General features: G+C 71.7%; 16 protein-coding genes. 4 read left to right on the forward strand and 12 right to left on the reverse strand.

The window, feature by feature from the left end; genetic code table 11:
- Positions 1–7: 7 nt before the first annotated feature.
- From CACI_RS29145 to CACI_RS29155, 3 genes are all read right to left on the reverse strand, one after another.
- Positions 8–1,606, reverse strand: coding sequence for an RNB domain-containing ribonuclease (locus tag CACI_RS29145; RefSeq protein WP_015794471.1), 1,599 nt, complete (start codon positions 1,604–1,606; stop codon positions 8–10).
- 133 nt (positions 1,607–1,739) lie between these two features.
- A complete protein-coding gene (locus tag CACI_RS29150) occupies positions 1,740–2,744 on the reverse strand; it encodes a PadR family transcriptional regulator (RefSeq protein ID WP_015794472.1) in 1,005 nt (334 codons plus the stop codon).
- Positions 2,745–2,783: 39 nt separating this feature from the next.
- A complete protein-coding gene (locus CACI_RS29155) occupies positions 2,784–3,017 on the reverse strand; it encodes a hypothetical protein (protein WP_041540530.1) in 234 nt (77 codons plus the stop codon).
- A gap of 134 nt (positions 3,018–3,151) precedes the next feature.
- On the opposite strand from CACI_RS29155, the gene yaaA reads away from it, so the two are divergent.
- Positions 3,152–3,961 (forward strand): peroxide stress protein YaaA, encoded by an 810-nt coding sequence (gene yaaA, locus CACI_RS29160; protein ID WP_041542636.1) that lies wholly within the window; start codon positions 3,152–3,154, stop codon positions 3,959–3,961.
- On the opposite strand, the gene CACI_RS29165 is transcribed toward yaaA, so the two are convergent.
- The 4 genes from CACI_RS29165 to CACI_RS29180 all read right to left on the reverse strand — a co-directional run bounded on the left by CACI_RS29165 (position 3,962) and on the right by CACI_RS29180 (position 7,650).
- Positions 3,962–4,609 carry a hypothetical protein gene (locus CACI_RS29165; protein WP_015794475.1) on the reverse strand — a complete coding sequence of 216 codons (648 nt, stop codon included), beginning with the start codon at positions 4,607–4,609 and terminating at the stop codon, positions 3,962–3,964.
- Between the two features lie 68 nt (positions 4,610–4,677).
- Positions 4,678–5,961, reverse strand: coding sequence for a bifunctional RNase H/acid phosphatase (locus tag CACI_RS29170; RefSeq protein ID WP_015794476.1), 1,284 nt, complete (start codon positions 5,959–5,961; stop codon positions 4,678–4,680).
- Positions 5,962–6,021: 60 nt separating this feature from the next.
- Positions 6,022–6,789, reverse strand: a complete 768-nt coding sequence (locus CACI_RS29175) for a zinc ribbon domain-containing protein (protein ID WP_015794477.1) — start codon at positions 6,787–6,789, stop codon at positions 6,022–6,024.
- Positions 6,790–6,810: 21 nt separating this feature from the next.
- Positions 6,811–7,650, reverse strand: a complete 840-nt coding sequence (locus tag CACI_RS29180; protein ID WP_015794478.1) for a Nif3-like dinuclear metal center hexameric protein — start codon at positions 7,648–7,650, stop codon at positions 6,811–6,813.
- A gap of 164 nt (positions 7,651–7,814) precedes the next feature.
- Between CACI_RS29180 and CACI_RS29185 the strand changes: the two genes are divergently transcribed.
- Positions 7,815–8,747, forward strand: coding sequence for an NADP-dependent oxidoreductase (locus CACI_RS29185; RefSeq protein ID WP_015794479.1), 933 nt, complete (start codon positions 7,815–7,817; stop codon positions 8,745–8,747).
- A 65-nt stretch (positions 8,748–8,812) separates the two neighbouring features.
- Here the strand turns inward: CACI_RS29185 and CACI_RS29190 are convergent, their stop codons facing one another.
- The 4 genes from CACI_RS29190 to CACI_RS29205 all read right to left on the reverse strand — a co-directional run bounded on the left by CACI_RS29190 (position 8,813) and on the right by CACI_RS29205 (position 12,448).
- Positions 8,813–9,478: a zinc ribbon domain-containing protein gene (locus CACI_RS29190; protein ID WP_015794480.1), complete on the reverse strand. Its 666-nt coding sequence runs from the start codon at positions 9,476–9,478 to the stop codon at positions 8,813–8,815.
- A 44-nt stretch (positions 9,479–9,522) separates the two neighbouring features.
- The gene (locus CACI_RS29195) at positions 9,523–10,428 is read right to left on the reverse strand and encodes a 3-oxoacyl-ACP reductase (protein WP_015794481.1); all 906 of its coding nucleotides are present in this window, start codon (positions 10,426–10,428) and stop codon (positions 9,523–9,525) included.
- A 6-nt stretch (positions 10,429–10,434) separates the two neighbouring features.
- Entirely contained in the window at positions 10,435–11,514 is a 1,080-nt protein-coding gene (locus CACI_RS29200) for a Zn-dependent alcohol dehydrogenase (RefSeq protein WP_015794482.1), read from the reverse strand.
- 76 nt (positions 11,515–11,590) lie between these two features.
- The gene (locus CACI_RS29205) at positions 11,591–12,448 is read right to left on the reverse strand and encodes a MaoC/PaaZ C-terminal domain-containing protein (RefSeq protein WP_015794483.1); all 858 of its coding nucleotides are present in this window, start codon (positions 12,446–12,448) and stop codon (positions 11,591–11,593) included.
- 105 nt (positions 12,449–12,553) lie between these two features.
- Here CACI_RS29205 and CACI_RS46175 point away from each other — a divergent pair, with 105 nt between their 5' ends.
- Positions 12,554–13,342, forward strand: a complete 789-nt coding sequence (locus tag CACI_RS46175; protein WP_015794484.1) for a hotdog family protein — start codon at positions 12,554–12,556, stop codon at positions 13,340–13,342.
- Positions 13,343–13,445: 103 nt separating this feature from the next.
- Positions 13,446–14,450, forward strand: coding sequence for a WD40 repeat domain-containing protein (locus CACI_RS46180; RefSeq protein WP_015794485.1), 1,005 nt, complete (start codon positions 13,446–13,448; stop codon positions 14,448–14,450).
- Between the two features lie 105 nt (positions 14,451–14,555).
- Here CACI_RS46180 and CACI_RS29220 read toward each other — a convergent pair whose 3' ends face one another.
- Positions 14,556–15,494, reverse strand: coding sequence for a cation diffusion facilitator family transporter (locus CACI_RS29220; RefSeq protein WP_015794486.1), 939 nt, complete (start codon positions 15,492–15,494; stop codon positions 14,556–14,558).
- Positions 15,495–15,553: the final 59 nt, after the last annotated feature.

Raw genomic sequence — 15,553 nt, forward strand, 5'->3', positions numbered from 1 at the left:
GTGCTCCTCAGCTCTTGTCGACACCCTTGTCAGGGTTCTTGTCTGCGCTCTGGTCGGTGCTCTTCTCGGCCGACTTCTCAGCGCCCTTACCCACCGCCCCGCCCCCGCCGTTGTTCCGCACCGGACGGTCCCGCACCGTGTACCGCGGATCTGTGGCCTCGAACAGTATCCGCCGCGTCGTGACGTCGGCCTCGGCCAGCCGCACCCGCGTCTCCTGCCCCAGCGGCAGGTCGTGGCCGTCGCAGCGGGCCCGGACCGCCGGCTGCGTCAGCTGCACGATCCCGACGTCCGGCTTGCCGTTGTGGTCCCAGTCGATCCGCTCGTTCAGGTCGATGACCACCGCGTCGAACTCCTCGCCGACGCGGTCGCGCAGCAGCATCGTCTCCACCAGGTCCACGCACTCCCGGTCCACCGAGTTGCCGCGGCGGTCCGCGCCCTCCATCACCGCCGGCAGCTTCGGCAGTTCCGAGCGGGCCCAGTCCGGGATCTCCGCGCCGGCGCACAAAGCCACGCACACCTCGCCGGCGTAGCGATCCGCCAGGCGCCGCAAGGGTGCGGTGACGTGTGCGTACGTCGTGGCCAGGGCCGAATGGCCGGCCTGCTCCGGCACGCCGCCGTCGAAAGCGGTGTAGCCCGCGCCGCGCATCAGCGTCGTGGTCTCCTGCAGGAACGCCGCGTGCTTGGGGACCGCCGGGTCCAGCTTGCGGATCAGGTCGCTGTAGCTGACGCCCTCGGGCCAGCGGATCTTCAGGGCGCGGGCGACGCGGTGCAGCCGGTGGTAGGCGAACTCCGGCGGGTCGGGCATCGTGCGCAGCAGGCCGACGCCGCCGTAGATCATCAGCTCGGCGGCGGCCATGCCGGTCAGCAGGGAGATCTGCGCGTTCCAGTTCTCCACCGGCAGCGGCGTGCGGTACTCCAGCGACCAGCTGTCGCCGTCGGCGACCACGACCTGCGCCGGGACGCTCAGGCTTATCCCGCCGCGCTCGGCCTCGCGCTGCTGGCGCAGCGTGCCGATCTCGCGCAACAACCGCAGGACCGTCTCGGCGGTGCCGGCGTCGAGGGCGGCCTGGGTGTCCTGGTAGTTCAGCTTGGCCCGGCTGCGCACGCGGGCGCGCCGCACCTCCACGTTCGTGGCGTCGCCGGTGGAGTCCAGGTCGATCTGCCACAGCAGCGCCGGGCACTCCTGGCCGGGCAGCAGCGAGGCTGCGCCCTCGGAGAGGATCTCCGGGTGCAGCGGGACGCGCATGTCCGGCATGTAGTAGGTCTCGCCGCGCCGGTGCGTCTCCAGATCGAGCACGCCGCCGGGGGTGACGAACGCCGCGACGTCGGCGATCGCGTAGTGCACGCGGTAGCCGCCGCCCTCGCGCTTCTCCAGGTGCATGGCCTGGTCCAGGTCCAGCGACTCCGCCGGGTCCAGGGTGACCAGCGGCAGGTCCGTGGCGTCGGCCTGCGGCATGCGCGGCGCCTTGGCGGCGGCCTCGGCCTCGGCCAGGGCCTGCTGCGGATAGGGCCCGGGCAGCCGGAGTTCGGCACGCACGGCGTCGAAGCCCGCGCGCAGGTCGGCGGCCGGGACGGCGGCCTCGACGGTGAGGACTCTTTGCGGCATGCCAGCACCCTATGGGGTGCCGCCCCGCCGTTGCACGCGTCCTGCGATCATCGTCACGTCCGCGTCTCCAGGGGGCGGCGGGGGCGGTGGGGCGGGCGTGGCGTGCACGTTCGCCGCCCCACCGCCAGAGCCGTCAGTCCTCTGAGGAATCCCCCGCCAGGATCCGGTACAGCGCCTGCCGCGCGCCGACCAGCACCCGCGAGGCCTCGGCCCGCTGGCTGTCGGTCCCGACCTGGATCACCTGCATGTAGGCCATCGCCAGCTGCGCGATGACGTCGCGGATTTTGGTCGCCTCCTCCGAGGGTCCCTCTTCCTCCTCCATGCCCTCCCAGGGCGCGGTCCACTTGGCGCGGTTGTCCCGGACGTAGGTCTTGCCCTCGTCGCTGAGCGCGAACATCTTGCGCCCCTCCCCCTCGGTGGTCTGGACGATGCCCTCGTCCTCGAGCTGCTGGAGCGCCGGGTAGATGGACCCCGAGCTGGGCTTCCACGCCCCGTTGGTGCGCTGCTCGATCTCCTGCATCAGCTGGTAGCCGTTGGCCGGGCCCTCGTCGAGCAGGATCAGGATCGTTATGCGCACGTCTCCGCGCCCGGCGCGGCTGCGTCCGCCGTGCCGCCGCCGGCCGGCCGGACCGCCCGGCGGCGGACCGCCGAACATCGCGCCGAGGCCGCCGAGGACGTCGAACGGGGTGAACGTGCCGCCGGCGCCGGGGATCGGCGGCAGCGGGCCGCCCGGAGGCATCGGGGGCATGGGCGGCAGCGGCGGGGTGCCGGGCGAAGCCCAGGTGTAGCCGCCCCGTCCGCCGCCCCGGCGGGGACCGCGGCGATCCTCGCGGCCCTCCCGGCGTCCCTCATCGCGCTCTTCCCGGCGCCGAGCCTTGAAGTCCTGGACACGCTCCCGGGCTTCCTGCTCCGTCACGCGTCCCTTCTCCCGCTCCAGCGCCGCGTCGTTGAGCCGCTGCTGGAGGTCCCGCTCGCGCTGAGCCGCCTCTTCCTGGAGGCGGCGGCCCTGCTCCTTGAGCTGCTCGAGCTGCTCGCGCAGATCCTGCTCGGCGCGCTCGTGCTTGTCGTTATTACTGCTATTACCGCTATTACCGTTATTGCTGTTCTTGCCGCTGGTCTCGTCCTGCTCGTCGGCCATCGCCGCCTCCACTTCCCTACCGGCGACTGTCGTCGCCTCTCAACGATATGACGGACGGTCCGCCGACGCACCCAACGGGAGCACCGGCAGGTACCGGATCCGATCCTGCTCCCCGCGGTCGGCGAACCGGCGGGCCCGCTGCCGCTCACGCAGGCGGATCTCCAGTTCGATCTCTTTGGCGCCCCGGGTCCGGCGCTCGGTGCGCCGCCACCGGCAGGGCCGGGTCTGCGCGTTCTCCGGCTGCCGTTCTGGCTGCTGGTCCTCGGTCATCATGGCCTCCCCCTCGACAAAGCGACTGTCCGACGTTGCTCTTCGATAGCTCAACGATATATCGGTAACTGTCACTGCGCAAGCCTTGTCGCGGGACGTCCCTCCGGACCCCTGCCTGATGCGCGAGAATGATCGCCGTGCTGATCCTGCTCCCGCCCTCCGAAGGCAAGGCTCCCGACGGCGACGGCCCGGCCGTGGACCTCGCCACCCTGGCCTTCCCCCAGCTCGCCAAGACCCGCAAAGCCCTGATGGCGGAGCTGGCGCGGCTGGCCAAGGGACGCGAGGCGACGGCGCTGGAGGTGCTGGGACTCTCGCCGAACCAGGCCGGCGAGCTGGTCGCGGACCGGCAACTGAGCACGGCGCCGACGCTGCCGGCCGCCGACCGCTACACCGGCGTGCTCTACGACGCGCTGGACCTGCCGGGCCTGCGCCGCGAGGACCCCGAGGCGTTCGCGCGCGCCGAAGCACGGGTGCTGACGTTCTCCGGGCTGTGGGGCGTGGTGCGGCCGACCGACGCGATCCCGGCGTACCGCTGCTCCGGCGGCGTGTCGCTGCCGAAGGCCGGCGCGGTGTCCAAGCTGTGGCGGACCGCGCTGACCCCGGCGCTGGCGCCGGCGGTCGCCTCCGGGCTGGTGGTGGACCTGCGCTCGTCGATGTACGCCGGGATGTGGAAGGTCCCGGCCTCGGCCGCCGAGCGCACCGCGACCGTGCGGGTGCTGCACGAGCGGATCGTCGACGGCGTGCCCAAGCGCAGCGTCGTGAGCCACTTCAACAAGGCGACCAAGGGACGGCTGGCGCGGGCGCTGCTGGTCGGGGACGTCGTGGTCGGCACGCCGAAGGAGTTGGCGGAGGCGTTGCAGGACTTGGGACTGCGGACCGAGACCGCGGCGCCGTCCAAGCCGGGGACGGCTTGGACGATCGACGTGGTGGTCGACTCAGTGGCCTGATCAGCCGGACGTCGAGCTGGTGCTGGTGCTGGCACTGGTACTGCTGGTAGTGCTCGTGCCGGAACCGGTAGCGCTGCTACCAGTGCTGCCGATGCTCACCCCACACAGCGTGCTCAGCGGCTTCGAGGCCTCGGCGACCTTGCCCAGATCGGCGTCCGTCGACTCGTGGTTGGCGACGTCGTGGCCGACGGTCTGATAGTCGGTGCCGACGGTCCTCAACGTCGACTTCAGCTGCGCGTTGTCGGTCTTGGAGTCCTGGGTGCGCAAGGCGGTACCGGCGTTGTGGTAGTCCGCGGCGCTACGCGAGGCAGAGCCCTTGTCCGTCGCCAGCTTCGACTTCAGCGTCGCCAATGCTTCGCGGACGTTGACGCAGACGGTGTGGTCGACGTCCGAGGGCGCGGGCGTCGGACTCGGCGAGGAGGACGGCGCGCTGGTACTCGAGGCGGCGCTGGACGCGGCCGAAGACGTCGGGGAGGAGATCAGAGGGCTGGTCGCGGCGGCGTTCTTCGGCTGCACGGTCACCGAGCAGCCGGCCAGCGCCGCGACCACGGCCACGGTCACCGCCGCGGCCCGCACGGCACCGGTCCGCCCCGAGGTGGTCCCGTCCCCGTTCTCATCTCCCGCGCGACGCGGGCCGATCCGTTCCATGACGCCGGAGTCTATCCACGATCACCGGCGCGCGAAGCAGGGCCCGACAGATCCGTGCCGGCCCGTCCTCAACCGGTCAGATGCGCGGTGTCGTTGAACAGGCGCATCGAGGCGCGGCCGTCGGAATAGCACGTGAGGACCGACAGCGAGGCGGCCGAGAGCTCCATGGCGTACAGGGATTCCGGCGGGGCGCCGAGCGCGTCGCGGATCAGGGTTTTGATAGGCGTCACATGCGAGACGACCAGGACGGTCCGGCGCGCGTACCGGGCGATCAGATCATCGCGCGCGGCCAGCACGCGGTCGGCGACCGCGTCGAAGGACTCCCCCTGCGGCGGCGCGACGGCGGTCGAGGCCAGCCAGGCGCGGTGCTCGGCGGGCCAGCGCTCGCGGACCTCGGCGAAGCTGTAACCGTCCCAGAGCCCGAAGTCGGTCTCCCGGAAGCCGGGGTCGATCTCGACCGGCAGCCCGAGCGCGTCGGCGGCGGCCTGCGCGGTCTGCACGGTGCGTCCCAGCGGCGAGGCGACGATCGCGTCGACGCCGCCACGCGCGGCCAACCGGCGGGCGACGGCATCGACCTGCTGGAGGCCGACGGCGGAGAGTTCGGGGTCGCCGGCGCCGGAGAAGCGCTTCTCGGCGGTGAGCGCGGTCGCGCCGTGGCGCAGGAGGAGGAGCGTGGTCGGCGGGCCCATGTCGGGTGCCGGGGACCAGCTCGGTTGCTGGTATGAGGATGGTGCTGGGTTGCTTGAGCTTGAGGTGGTGACCGCCGCCTCGGCAGCGGTGTTCTCGCTGATGCCGGGCAGCGCCTCCTGCTGCGAGGCAGCTGCCGCCGCAGCGCCGCCCTCGCCACCCGAACCGTCGCCGCCTCCAGCCTCCCGAGCCGCACGAGCCGCCCGGAAAGCCGCCGTCATCACCTCGGCCTCGGCCATCTTCGCCGCGGCCGCCGCCGGGTCGTCCAGCGCCAGGTTCGCCAGCGCGTCAGCCCTCTTGTTCTCCGCGCGCGGCACCCAGGTGTAGCGCACCGCGCCCGCTTGCGGGAACGCCGTGCGCGCCTGGACGGCGAGCTGCTTGATGTCGGGGTGCTTGACCTGCCACACCCCGCTCATCTGCTGGACCGCCAGCTTGGAGTCCATGCGGACCTCGACCTCGGCGTGGGGGTCGAGGGCGTAGGCGGCGCGCAGGCCGGCGATCAGGCCGCGGTACTCCGCGACGTTGTTGGTCACCACGCCCAGGCCCTCGGCGAGTTCGGCCAGGACCTCGCCGGTGGCGGCGTCGGCGACCAGGGCGCCGTAGGACGCCGGGCCCGGGTTGCCGCGGGAGGCTCCGTCGGCCTCGACGATGAACGTGCGCGCCATGGTCTGGTCCGTGAAGTCCGTGAAGTCCGTCGAGTCCGTATCCGTGTCCGTGCCAGCGCCCTAGATGCCCGATTCGGGGACGCGCACCAGGATGCTGCCGCAGGAGTCGTGGCGGACGATCTGGTCCGGCGCCGCGGCCTTGATCGCGTTCACCTCGCTGATGTCCAGCTCCAGGCGGCAGCCGTCGCAGCGGCGCTGGCGGATGGCCGCGGCGCCCACGCTGTTGTCCTTGCGGATGCGCTCGTACAGGGCCAGCAGGTCCTCGGGGATGACGCCGCTGGTGGTCTCGCGCTCGGCGCTCACCGCGGTGATGTCGCGGTCGATCTGCCCGGCGGCGGCGGCCAGGGCCGCGGTCACCTCGTCGCGGCGGGTCTGGGCCTCGTCGCGCTGGACGGTCATCTCGGCCACGCGGGTCTGGGCCGCCTCGCGGCGCTCCATGACCTCCAGGACCACGTCCTCCAGGTCGGACTGGCGGCGGGCCAGGGTCTCCAGCTCGTGCTGGATGTTCTCCAGGTCCTTGGCCGAGCCGCGGCCGGAGGCCAGCATCTGCCGGTCGCGGGTGGCGCGGTTCACCACCTGCTCGACGTCGGCCTCGGCCTTCTTCTGCTCGCGCGCGATGTCGCCCTCGGCGGTCTGGGCGGCGACCAGGACGTCGCGCAGGTCCGCCAGGCGCCGGTCCACCTTCTCGGCCTCGGCCAGCTCCGGCAGGGTGCGCCGCTTGTGCGCCAGCTGTGCCAGGCGCACGTCCAGACCGTGCAGATCCAGCAGACGGAGCTGGTCGGCGGGGTTCGCGTTCAGGGCAGTGCCTCTCTCTTGACTTGTCTTCACACTCCGTGCGGCGGGGCGGTTCTAGCCCGCCGCGAGGTGCGCGGTCCACGGATCGGTGACCAGCGTGGAGACGTACGTGTCCACGTTAGTCCCGCCAGCGGCCAGCGTGGAACGCAGCGTGGAAGCCGCATGCTCCAGCCAGGGCCACTCGCTGGCCCAGTGCGCGACATCCACCAACGCCGGTCCCCCGGCCTCCAGCGCCTCGGACGCCGGGTGGTGCCGCAGGTCGGCGGTGACGTAGACGTCGGCTCCGGAGGTACGGACAGCGCCGAAAAGCGTGTCCCCAGCACCGCCGCACACCGCGACCCGGCGCACCGGACGGTCCGGATCCCCGGCCACCCGCACCCCGCCGGAGGTCGCGGGCAGCGCGGCGGCAACCCGCGCGGCGAAGGCGCTCAGCGGCTCGGCGGCGGCCAGCTCGCCGACCCGGCCGATGCCGAGTTCGGGTGTCGCCGCGCGCGGTTCGAGGGGACGCAGGTCGTGCAGGTCCAGGGCGTGGGCCAGAGCGTCGGAGACGCCGGGGTCGGCGGAGTCGGCGTTGGTGTGCGCGGTGAACAGCGCCGCGCCGCCGCGGATGAGCTTGTGGATCAGGCGGCCCTTGAAGGTCGTCGCCGGGACGCCGTGGACGCCGCGCAGGAACAGCGGGTGGTGCGTGACCAGCAGGTCCGCGCCGCGCTCCAGCGCCTCGTCGATCACCGCCGCCACCGGGTCCACCGCGAAGCCGACGGTGCGGACCGGCTCCTCCGGGTCCCCGCACACCAGCCCGACCGCGTCCCACGACTCGGCCCAGGACGGGTCGTAGACGCGCTCCAGGATCGCGACGACGTCTCGGAGGGTCGGCGCGGCCGACGTGTCTGGCATGCCGAGTAGGTTACCGGGCCCGGCGGCGCCGTCCTTGATCCGAACCCGCCCGTTTGACCGCCCCGGCTCGCGTCCGCGCTCCTCAGGCCGCAGATTCGTGGCGAGGGCGACTTCATGGCAAGGCGACTTCATGGCAAGGGCGACCAGAAAAGGGAGAGACCAGGATGCGCGCGGTCGGTGTGAAGGATTACGGGGCCACGCCCGAACTGCTCGACGTGCCCAAGCCCGCCGCCGGGCCCGGACAGCTGCTGGTGCGGGTCGAGGCCGCGGGCATCAACCCGGTGGACGCGATCATCGCCTCGGGCGCGTCCGGCAGCTCCGGGCGTCCGCCGCTGCCGCTGGTGATGGGCGTCGACTTCGCCGGCCGGGTGGAGGCCGTCGGGCAGGGCGTCACCCGCTACGCGGTCGGCGACCCGGTCTTCGGCCGCGCCGCCGGCACGTACGCCGAGTACGTGGTCGTCGACGAGACCGGCCCGCTGAGCCCGGCGCCGGACGCCGTGGAACTCAAGACCGCCGCCGCCCTGCCGACCGCCGGCCTGACCGCGCTCGGCGTGCTGGACGCCGCCGGGGTCCGGGGCGGTGAGAGCCTGCTGCTGATCGGCGCGGCCGGCGGCGTCGGGACCTTCCTGACCCAGCTGGCCTCGGCCCGCGACGCCCGCGTGGTGGCGGTGACCCGCGGCGACGAGAGCGTGCGCCTGGGCCTGTTCGGCGCCGCGGTCACCATCGACGCCACCGCCGAGGACGTCGCCGGCCGCGTCCGCCGCGAGGAGTACCCCGAGGGCGTGGACGTGCTGGTGGACCTGGTGTCCCAGGACGCCGAGGCGTTCGAGGCGAACAAGGAGCTGGTCCACGACGGCGGCGTCGCGGTCAGCACCCGGGGCGCGACCCGCGAGCACGGGAAGGTGCAGTCCGGCGTGGAGGAGCTGGCCTTCCGCATGCAGCCCTCAGCTGAGTTGCTCGCGGAACTGGTCAAGGAAGTGGACGAAGGAACGCTGCGGGTGTTCGTGGAGGAAGAGGTCCCGCTGGAGCAGGCGCCGCAGGCGGTGGCGCGGATCCAGCACGGCGGGGCACGGGGCAAGACGATCGTCAAGCCCTGAGGGCGAGAAGCGCGCGATCATCGATCGCGCGCTTCAATCCGTCGTCGATCCGTCGTCGCCGTCGGCTACTGCACGTGCCCGCACTCCGGGCAGAACTTCGACCCCGTCGGCACCGGTGACCCGCACCCGCCGCACGGTCCCGGCTCAGCGTTCTGCTTCGCCCCGCACTCCGGGCAGAACTTCGCGCCGTGCGTCTCGTGCCCGCAGGACAGGCACACCAGCTGCTTCTGCGTGGCGACGTCCACCTCGGCGGCCATCGTGGCGCCGACGTCGCGGGCACGCGAGGTGGCGGCGTCGACCAAGCCGTGGGTGCGCGCGGACTCCACCTCGGCGGCCAGGTCCGGAGCGCAGTTCGTGCACAGACCGCGCTCGGTGCTGTAGCAGCGCGCGCAGACGTAGGACGTGCAGCGGCCACATCGATTGAAGTGCTGCTCGGCAGAGGTGATCGCCTCCTTGAAGGAGGCGTCCCGCGCCTTGTGCCAGCCGCTTTGCACCAGACCGTCGACGCCCTCGGCGACGTCCCAGCCGATCGAGGACGCCGCGCCGCTGGCCATGTTCGAGGCGCGGCGGATCCAGCCGGCGGCGCGCGCCGCCTTGTACGGCTCGAAGCCGCTGCGCCAGGTGTCGCTGCAGCGCTGGCAGTAGAACTCGAACTCGAACCCGGCGTCGTTGCCGTATTGGTTGGAGTAGTCGCGGTGGTTGTTGCTGAACCACAAAGTGTTGTCGGCCATGCCCGAACCCCCAAGTGATAAGGCCTAGGGGCACAGGATAAAGCTCACCGCCGACGCATCGACAACACGTCTGTGGCACTGAAATTCTCACTCGGCGCCTTGCCGGCGAAGTAGGGACCGAGCGCGGTCTCCAGCTCGCCGACGGTGAACGTCTCCTGCGTGGAATCCCAGCGTTCTTCGACGACCGGACGCTGCATCAGCAGCACCATGCCGCCGTGCACGACGAACACCTGTCCGTTGACCTTGTCGGCTGCCGGGGAGACGAGGTAGGCGACCAGCGGGGCGACGTGCTCGACGGCCAGCGGGTCCATGCCCTCGGCCGGTGCTTCGAAGCCGGCGAAGACGTCCTCGGTCATCTTGGTGCGGGCTCGCGGGCAGATCGCGTTGGCGCGTATGCCGTAGCGCGCGCAGCCGTTGGCGGTGGCGGTGGTCAGACCGACGATCGCCGCCTTGGCCGCCGCGTAGTTCGCCTGCCCGGCGGCGCCGGCGAGGAAGGCCTCTGAGGAGGTGTTGACGATGCGCCCGTAGACCGGTCCGCCTTCGGCTTTGGATCGGTCGCGCCAGTAGGCGGTGGCGTGCCGGGTGAGTGCGAAGTGGCCCTTGGCGTGCACGCGCAGGACGTCGTCCCATTCCTGCTCCGACATGGAGAACACCATGCGGTCGCGCAGGATCCCGGCGTTGTTGACCACAATGTCAAGGGAGCCGAGCTGCTCGATCGCCAGCCGGGTCAAGGACTCGGCGTAGGCGAAGTCCGAGACGTCGCCGGCGGAGGCGACCGCCTGGCCGCCGGCTTTCACGATGTCCGCGGCGCTGGCCTCGGCGATCTCCGGGTCGTGGTCGTTCACCACGACCGCGGCGCCCTGGCGGGCCAGCTCCAGGGCTTCGGCGCGGCCCAGGCCGCGGCCGGCGCCGGTGACGATCGCGGCGCGGCCCGTAAGCGATGGTGTCATGGCAGATCAGACCTCGATGATCGTCCGGATCGCGGCGCCGGTGCGCAGCAGTTCCAGGGCTTGGTTGATGTCGTCGAGCTTGAGCCGGGCGGTGATCATGCCCTCCAGGTCCAGCCGCCCGGCGCGCCACAGCGCGATCAGCCGGCCGTACTCCTGGCGCGGGTCGGCGCCGCCGTAGTAGGAACCGAGGATCTTCTTGTTGTCGAAGAAGAGCTGGAACATGTTCAGGTCGACGGTGTCGTCGTTCTTGCCGGCGCCGACGACGGTGACGGTCCCGCCCCGGCGGGTCAGGCCGTAGGCCTGCTTCACCAGTGCGGAGCGGCCGACGACTTCGAAGACGTAGTCGAAGCCGTCCCGACCGGTCACCTCGGCCTTGGCCGCGTCGGCGTCCTCAGGCTTGACGGCCTTGGTGGCGCCGAAGCGCAGCGCGGCCTCGTGCTTGCTCTCCACCGGGTCGATGGCGACGATCTCGGCGGCGCCGGCGATGCGCGCGCCCTGGATCACGCTGATCCCGACCCCGCCGGCGCCGATCACCGCGACCGAGGAGCCGGGCTCGACCTCGGCGGTGTTGATGACGGCGCCGACCCCGGTGGTCACGCCGCAGCCGATCAGCGCGGCGATCTCATACGGCACGTCGTCGGGGATCTTCACCGCGCACTGCCACGGCACGACCAGTTCCTCTGCGAACGTGCCGCTGCCGGCGAAGCCGTAGACGGCGGCGCCGTCGATCGCGAAGTGCGGCGTCATCGTCATGCCGAAGAAGATGTTCACGCACAGGTTGCCCTGCCCGCGGCGGCAGGCGGAGCAGTCCCCGCACGGCGGGTTCCAGCAGACGATGACGTGGTCGCCGACCGCCACCTTGTCCACGCCCTCGCCGACCGCGACGACCTCCCCGGCACCCTCGTGCCCGGGGACGAAGGGGGCGGGCTGCGGCAGCACGCCGGTCATCGCCGACAGGTCCGAGTGGCACACGCCGGTGGCGTGGACGCGGATGCGCACCTCGCCGGCGCCGGGGTCGGCGAGGGTGACGTCGTCGCGGACCTCCAGGGTCTGGGTGCCGATCTCGAACAGGACTGCTGCGCGCATGAGGGGGTTCCTGCCTTTGTCTGTATAGCTTTGTCTGTGCAGCTTTGTTTGTCTGTATAGCTTTTTCGGGCTGTCTCTACCTCTTGTACGAGAGCACGGTGTTGGCCAACACCGCGGCGTCGTCGCGGTCGGCGGAGGTGGACAGCACGTCGACGCGGCCCGCGCCGTCGTCCCACATCTTCACGCGCATCGTCTCGCCCGGGAAGAAGATCCCGGCGAAGCGCGTGGAGTACTCGGTCACCCGGCTCACGTCGCCGGCCAGGACCGTGTCGACCACCGCCTTGCAGGTCAGGCCGTAGGAGCACAGACCGTGCAGGATCGGGCGGTCGAAGCCGGCCAGCGCGGCGAACTCGGGGTCGGCGTGCAGCGGGTTCCAGTCGCCGGAGAGCCGGTAGATGAGCGCCAGCTGCTCCATGGTCTTGATCTCCACGACGTGGTCCGGCTCGCGCTCGGGCGTGCTGTCCACGGCCGAGGGTCCGCGCTCGCCGCCGAAGCCGCCCTCGCCGCGCACGAAGACCTGCGAGTGGTTGGTCCAGATGGGCCCGTCGGCGTCGGCGATCACGCTCTCGGTGCGGATCACCGCGGCCTTGCCCTTGTCCCAGATGTCCGTGACCCGCGCGGTCGCGGTCGCCTCGCCGGCGGCCGGGATGGGGCGGTGCACCGTGATCGACTGGCCGCCGTGCAGCACGTTGACCAGCTGGATGTCGATACCGGGGTTGGCGAACAGCGAGAAGCCGAGCGCCCCGCCGGCCACCACCGCGAAGGACGGCAGGACCTTGAGGCCCTTCTCATAGACGTAGGCGAGCTCGGCCGGATCGGTCGCCGGGACACCCGCCCCCAGGCCCAGGTGGTAGAGCTGGACGTCCTTGGGGGTCCAGGCCAGCTCGATGCTGGTGGCCGCGGCGGCCAGGGCCTTGTCGGGGTCGATGGGCATGCGCCGGTCCCTTCGGACTGATCGAGTACTCCTGTCCCGGGCAAACTAGAACACGTTACTGTCGGATGCAATGGCCGGGCCCACCGACGACGGGAGAGTCTCCGCATGACGGAAGCGGCACCTAAGGACGACGTCAGGCGCGCCTGGCTCGACGAGGACGAGGCGAACCTGTCGGCGGCGCGCGTGGCCAAGCACCGGCTGGTGGAGCAGGTGCGGCGGCTGGTGGACGCGGCGTTCCAGCTGGACAGCGGGGACGCCGGATACCCACCGAGCGATACCGACAATACCGACGACACAGACAGCACCGACGGCGCCGCCCCGCCGAGCGACTCCGACCAGCCCGGCGACACCGACCGCGCGGCGCACTTCATGGCCCTGGCCGCCGAGGCCGAGGCGCTGGCCGACCGCGTCGGCGCGCTGCCCCGCATCCCGCGCGCCGAGGTCGACGGCGTGAACGCCAGCCAGGCCCGCCGCCACGACACCCTGCTGGTCGAGCGCTCGACCATCAACGGCCGCGGCAACCCCCTGGCGCCGCCGATGCGCATGTGGGCCGACGGCGAGGTGATCCGCGGCGAGGTGTTCTTCACGGCGCCGTACGAGGGACCGGCCGGGCGCGTGCACGGGGCGTGGGTCGCAGCGTGCTTCGACGAGATCCTCGGCTGCGCCCAGGGCGCCTCCGGCGCGTTCGGATACACCGGGACCCTGACGATCACCCTGCGGCGCGCGACACCGCTGTACACGAAGATCACTTACGAGGCAGGATTCTCCCACCGCGAGGGACGCAAGATCCACGGCTGGGGCCGGTGCTACGCCGACGGAAAGCTGACGGCCGAGGCCACGGGGGTCTTCGTGATACCCGTCCTGGGACGGATCGGGCACGGGACCCGGGAGTAAGGACGTTGCCGGTACTCCGACCCGCGTAAAAGTACGTAATTTCATACTTCTGTTTGAGTAAAGTCCAGCGCCTGACGGGCTCCACCCCGGTAGCGTGCGGCTCATGCTTCATGATCTCCTCGCCGCACCCCCGACCCGGTGGCGCACCGACTGGTCCACCGACGGCGAGTCGCCCAGCGGGCACTGGGACTGGGTCGTGGCCATGGCGACGGCGGAGGTGGACGGGCGGCTCGTCGCGCTCAGCGGGGGTTCGGACCAGGCGGTGCGCGCCTGGGACGCCGCGACCGGCGAGGCGCTCGGCGAGGCCGTCACCGGACACTGGGGCACGGCGCTGGCGACCATGACCCTCCAGGGCCGGCCGCTCGTGCTCAGCAGCGGCACCGACATGACGGTCCGGGTGTGGGACCTGGCGGCGGGCCGGCCGTCCGGCGAGCCGCTGCGCGGTTTCGAGGACAAGGTCGAGGCGGTCGCCACGACCGTCGTGGACGGCCGTCCCGTCGCCGTCACCGCGACCGGCAGCGCCCTCGGACTCGCCGATCCGGCCGTGCGCATCTGGGACCTGACGACGCGCCGCCCGATCGGCGCGCCGCTGACCGGGCACGCCGACGCGGTCTGCGCGGTGACCACGACCACCCTGCACGGACGCGCCGTCGCGGTGACGGCTGGCAACGACGCCACCGTCCGCATCTGGGACCTGGCCACACAGAGCCAGCTCGGCGCCGCCCTGACCGGCCACACCGACGCCATCTGGGCCATCGCCACGACCGTCCTGGACGGCCGCGCCGTCGCGGTGACCAGCAGCGACGACTCGACGCTGCGCGTGTGGGACCTCGCCGCGGGCGCACCGCTGGGCACCCCGCTGACCGGCCACACCGCCGGCGTGGAGACCGTGACCACGACCGTGCTGGACGGCAGGCCGGTGGCGGTCTCAGGAAGCTGGGACCAGACCGTTCGCATATGGGACCTGGCCACCGGAGCGCAGGTCGGCCCGGAACTGGCGTTCCCGGCGCAGGTGCAGGCGCTGACCGCGACGCCGGACGGACGGCTGTTAGTGGGCTACGACCGGGGCGTGGCGGCGCTGTCGGCGATGGACGCCGTGAAGGACTGACCTACCCTTTCACCTCACAGCGGTGAATCACACGCCCTCAACCAACGTGCTTGGTCCGTACAGCTAGCGCCACGGTCCGAGCACTGCGGTCCCAGCGCCGCCGGGTCAGCCCGTCACCGGCTCCGGCAGCGGACCGGGGCGGCGCACGTCGGGCTCCAGGTAGATCAGCCGCGCCTCGGGGACCGCCGCGCGGATGCGCGCCTCGGCGGCGTCGATGGCCTCGGCCACCTGCGCCGCGGTGTCGTCGTGCTCGACCGCGATCTTGATCGCGACCAGCAGTTCCTCCGGGCCCAGATACATCGTGCGCAGGTGGATGACGTCGGTGACGGTGTGCCCGTCCACGGCCGCGGCGCGGATGGCGGCCACGTCGTGCTTGCCGGCGCCCTCGCCGACCAGCAGGCTCTTCATCTCCACCGCCAGAATTATCGCGATGCAGACCAGCAGCGCGCCGATCGCCAGCGTGCCGACGCCGTCCCAGCGGCCGTTGTCGGTGATCACCGCCATGCCGACGCCGAACAGCGCGAAGCACAGACCGAGCAGGGCGCCGGAGTCCTCCAGCAGCACCACCGGCAGCTCGGGGTTGGTGGCGCGGCGGATGAAGCCGAGCCAGCTGCTGCCCTCGCGCAGGCGGTTGGACTCGCGCACCGCGGTGCGGAAGGACATGCCCTCCATGACCATCGCGAACAGCAGCACCCCGACGGCCCAGTACCAGCTGTCGACCTTCTCCGGGTGCGTGATCTTGTGCCAGCCCTCGTACAGGGCGAACAGACCGCCGACGCTGAACAGCACCACCGAGACCACGAACGCGTACACGAACCGCTCGCGGCCGTAGCCGAACGGGTGCTCGGCGTCGGCCTTCTTGCGCGCCTGCTTGCCGCCGATCAGCAGCAGCACCTGGTTGCCGGAGTCGGCGACCGAGTGCACGCCCTCGGCGAGCATCGACGCCGAACCGGTGAAGGCGTAGGCCACGAACTTCGAGACGGCGATCCCCATGTTCGCGGCCAGCGCCGCCACAACCGCCTTGCTACTGCCCTCAGCGCTCATGAGCGCGAATCACCTGCTCCTCCACGATCAAGGTACCCCGGCCCGAAAGCAAGCAGCGT

This window comes from Catenulispora acidiphila DSM 44928, from assembly GCF_000024025.1.
Taxonomy (GTDB): domain Bacteria; phylum Actinomycetota; class Actinomycetes; order Streptomycetales; family Catenulisporaceae; genus Catenulispora; species Catenulispora acidiphila.

Coding starts and splice junctions, on each gene's coding strand:
- CACI_RS29165 (WP_015794475.1), bottom strand. CDS start 4,609: ATGGAACGGATCGGCCCGCGTCGCGCGGGAGATGAGAACGGGGACGGG.
- CACI_RS29170 (WP_015794476.1), bottom strand. CDS start 5,961: ATGGCGCGCACGTTCATCGTCGAGGCCGACGGAGCCTCCCGCGGCAAC.
- CACI_RS29220 (WP_015794486.1), bottom strand. CDS start 15,494: ATGAGCGCTGAGGGCAGTAGCAAGGCGGTTGTGGCGGCGCTGGCCGCG.
- CACI_RS29190 (WP_015794480.1), bottom strand. CDS start 9,478: ATGGCCGACAACACTTTGTGGTTCAGCAACAACCACCGCGACTACTCC.
- CACI_RS29185 (WP_015794479.1), top strand. CDS start 7,815: ATGCGCGCGGTCGGTGTGAAGGATTACGGGGCCACGCCCGAACTGCTC.
- CACI_RS46175 (WP_015794484.1), top strand. CDS start 12,554: ATGACGGAAGCGGCACCTAAGGACGACGTCAGGCGCGCCTGGCTCGAC.
- CACI_RS29155 (WP_041540530.1), bottom strand. CDS start 3,017: ATGATGACCGAGGACCAGCAGCCAGAACGGCAGCCGGAGAACGCGCAG.
- CACI_RS29195 (WP_015794481.1), bottom strand. CDS start 10,428: ATGACACCATCGCTTACGGGCCGCGCCGCGATCGTCACCGGCGCCGGC.
- CACI_RS29150 (WP_015794472.1), bottom strand. CDS start 2,744: ATGGCCGACGAGCAGGACGAGACCAGCGGCAAGAACAGCAATAACGGT.
- CACI_RS46180 (WP_015794485.1), top strand. CDS start 13,446: ATGCTTCATGATCTCCTCGCCGCACCCCCGACCCGGTGGCGCACCGAC.
- CACI_RS29145 (WP_015794471.1), bottom strand. CDS start 1,606: ATGCCGCAAAGAGTCCTCACCGTCGAGGCCGCCGTCCCGGCCGCCGAC.
- CACI_RS29180 (WP_015794478.1), bottom strand. CDS start 7,650: ATGCCAGACACGTCGGCCGCGCCGACCCTCCGAGACGTCGTCGCGATC.
- CACI_RS29200 (WP_015794482.1), bottom strand. CDS start 11,514: ATGCGCGCAGCAGTCCTGTTCGAGATCGGCACCCAGACCCTGGAGGTC.
- CACI_RS29205 (WP_015794483.1), bottom strand. CDS start 12,448: ATGCCCATCGACCCCGACAAGGCCCTGGCCGCCGCGGCCACCAGCATC.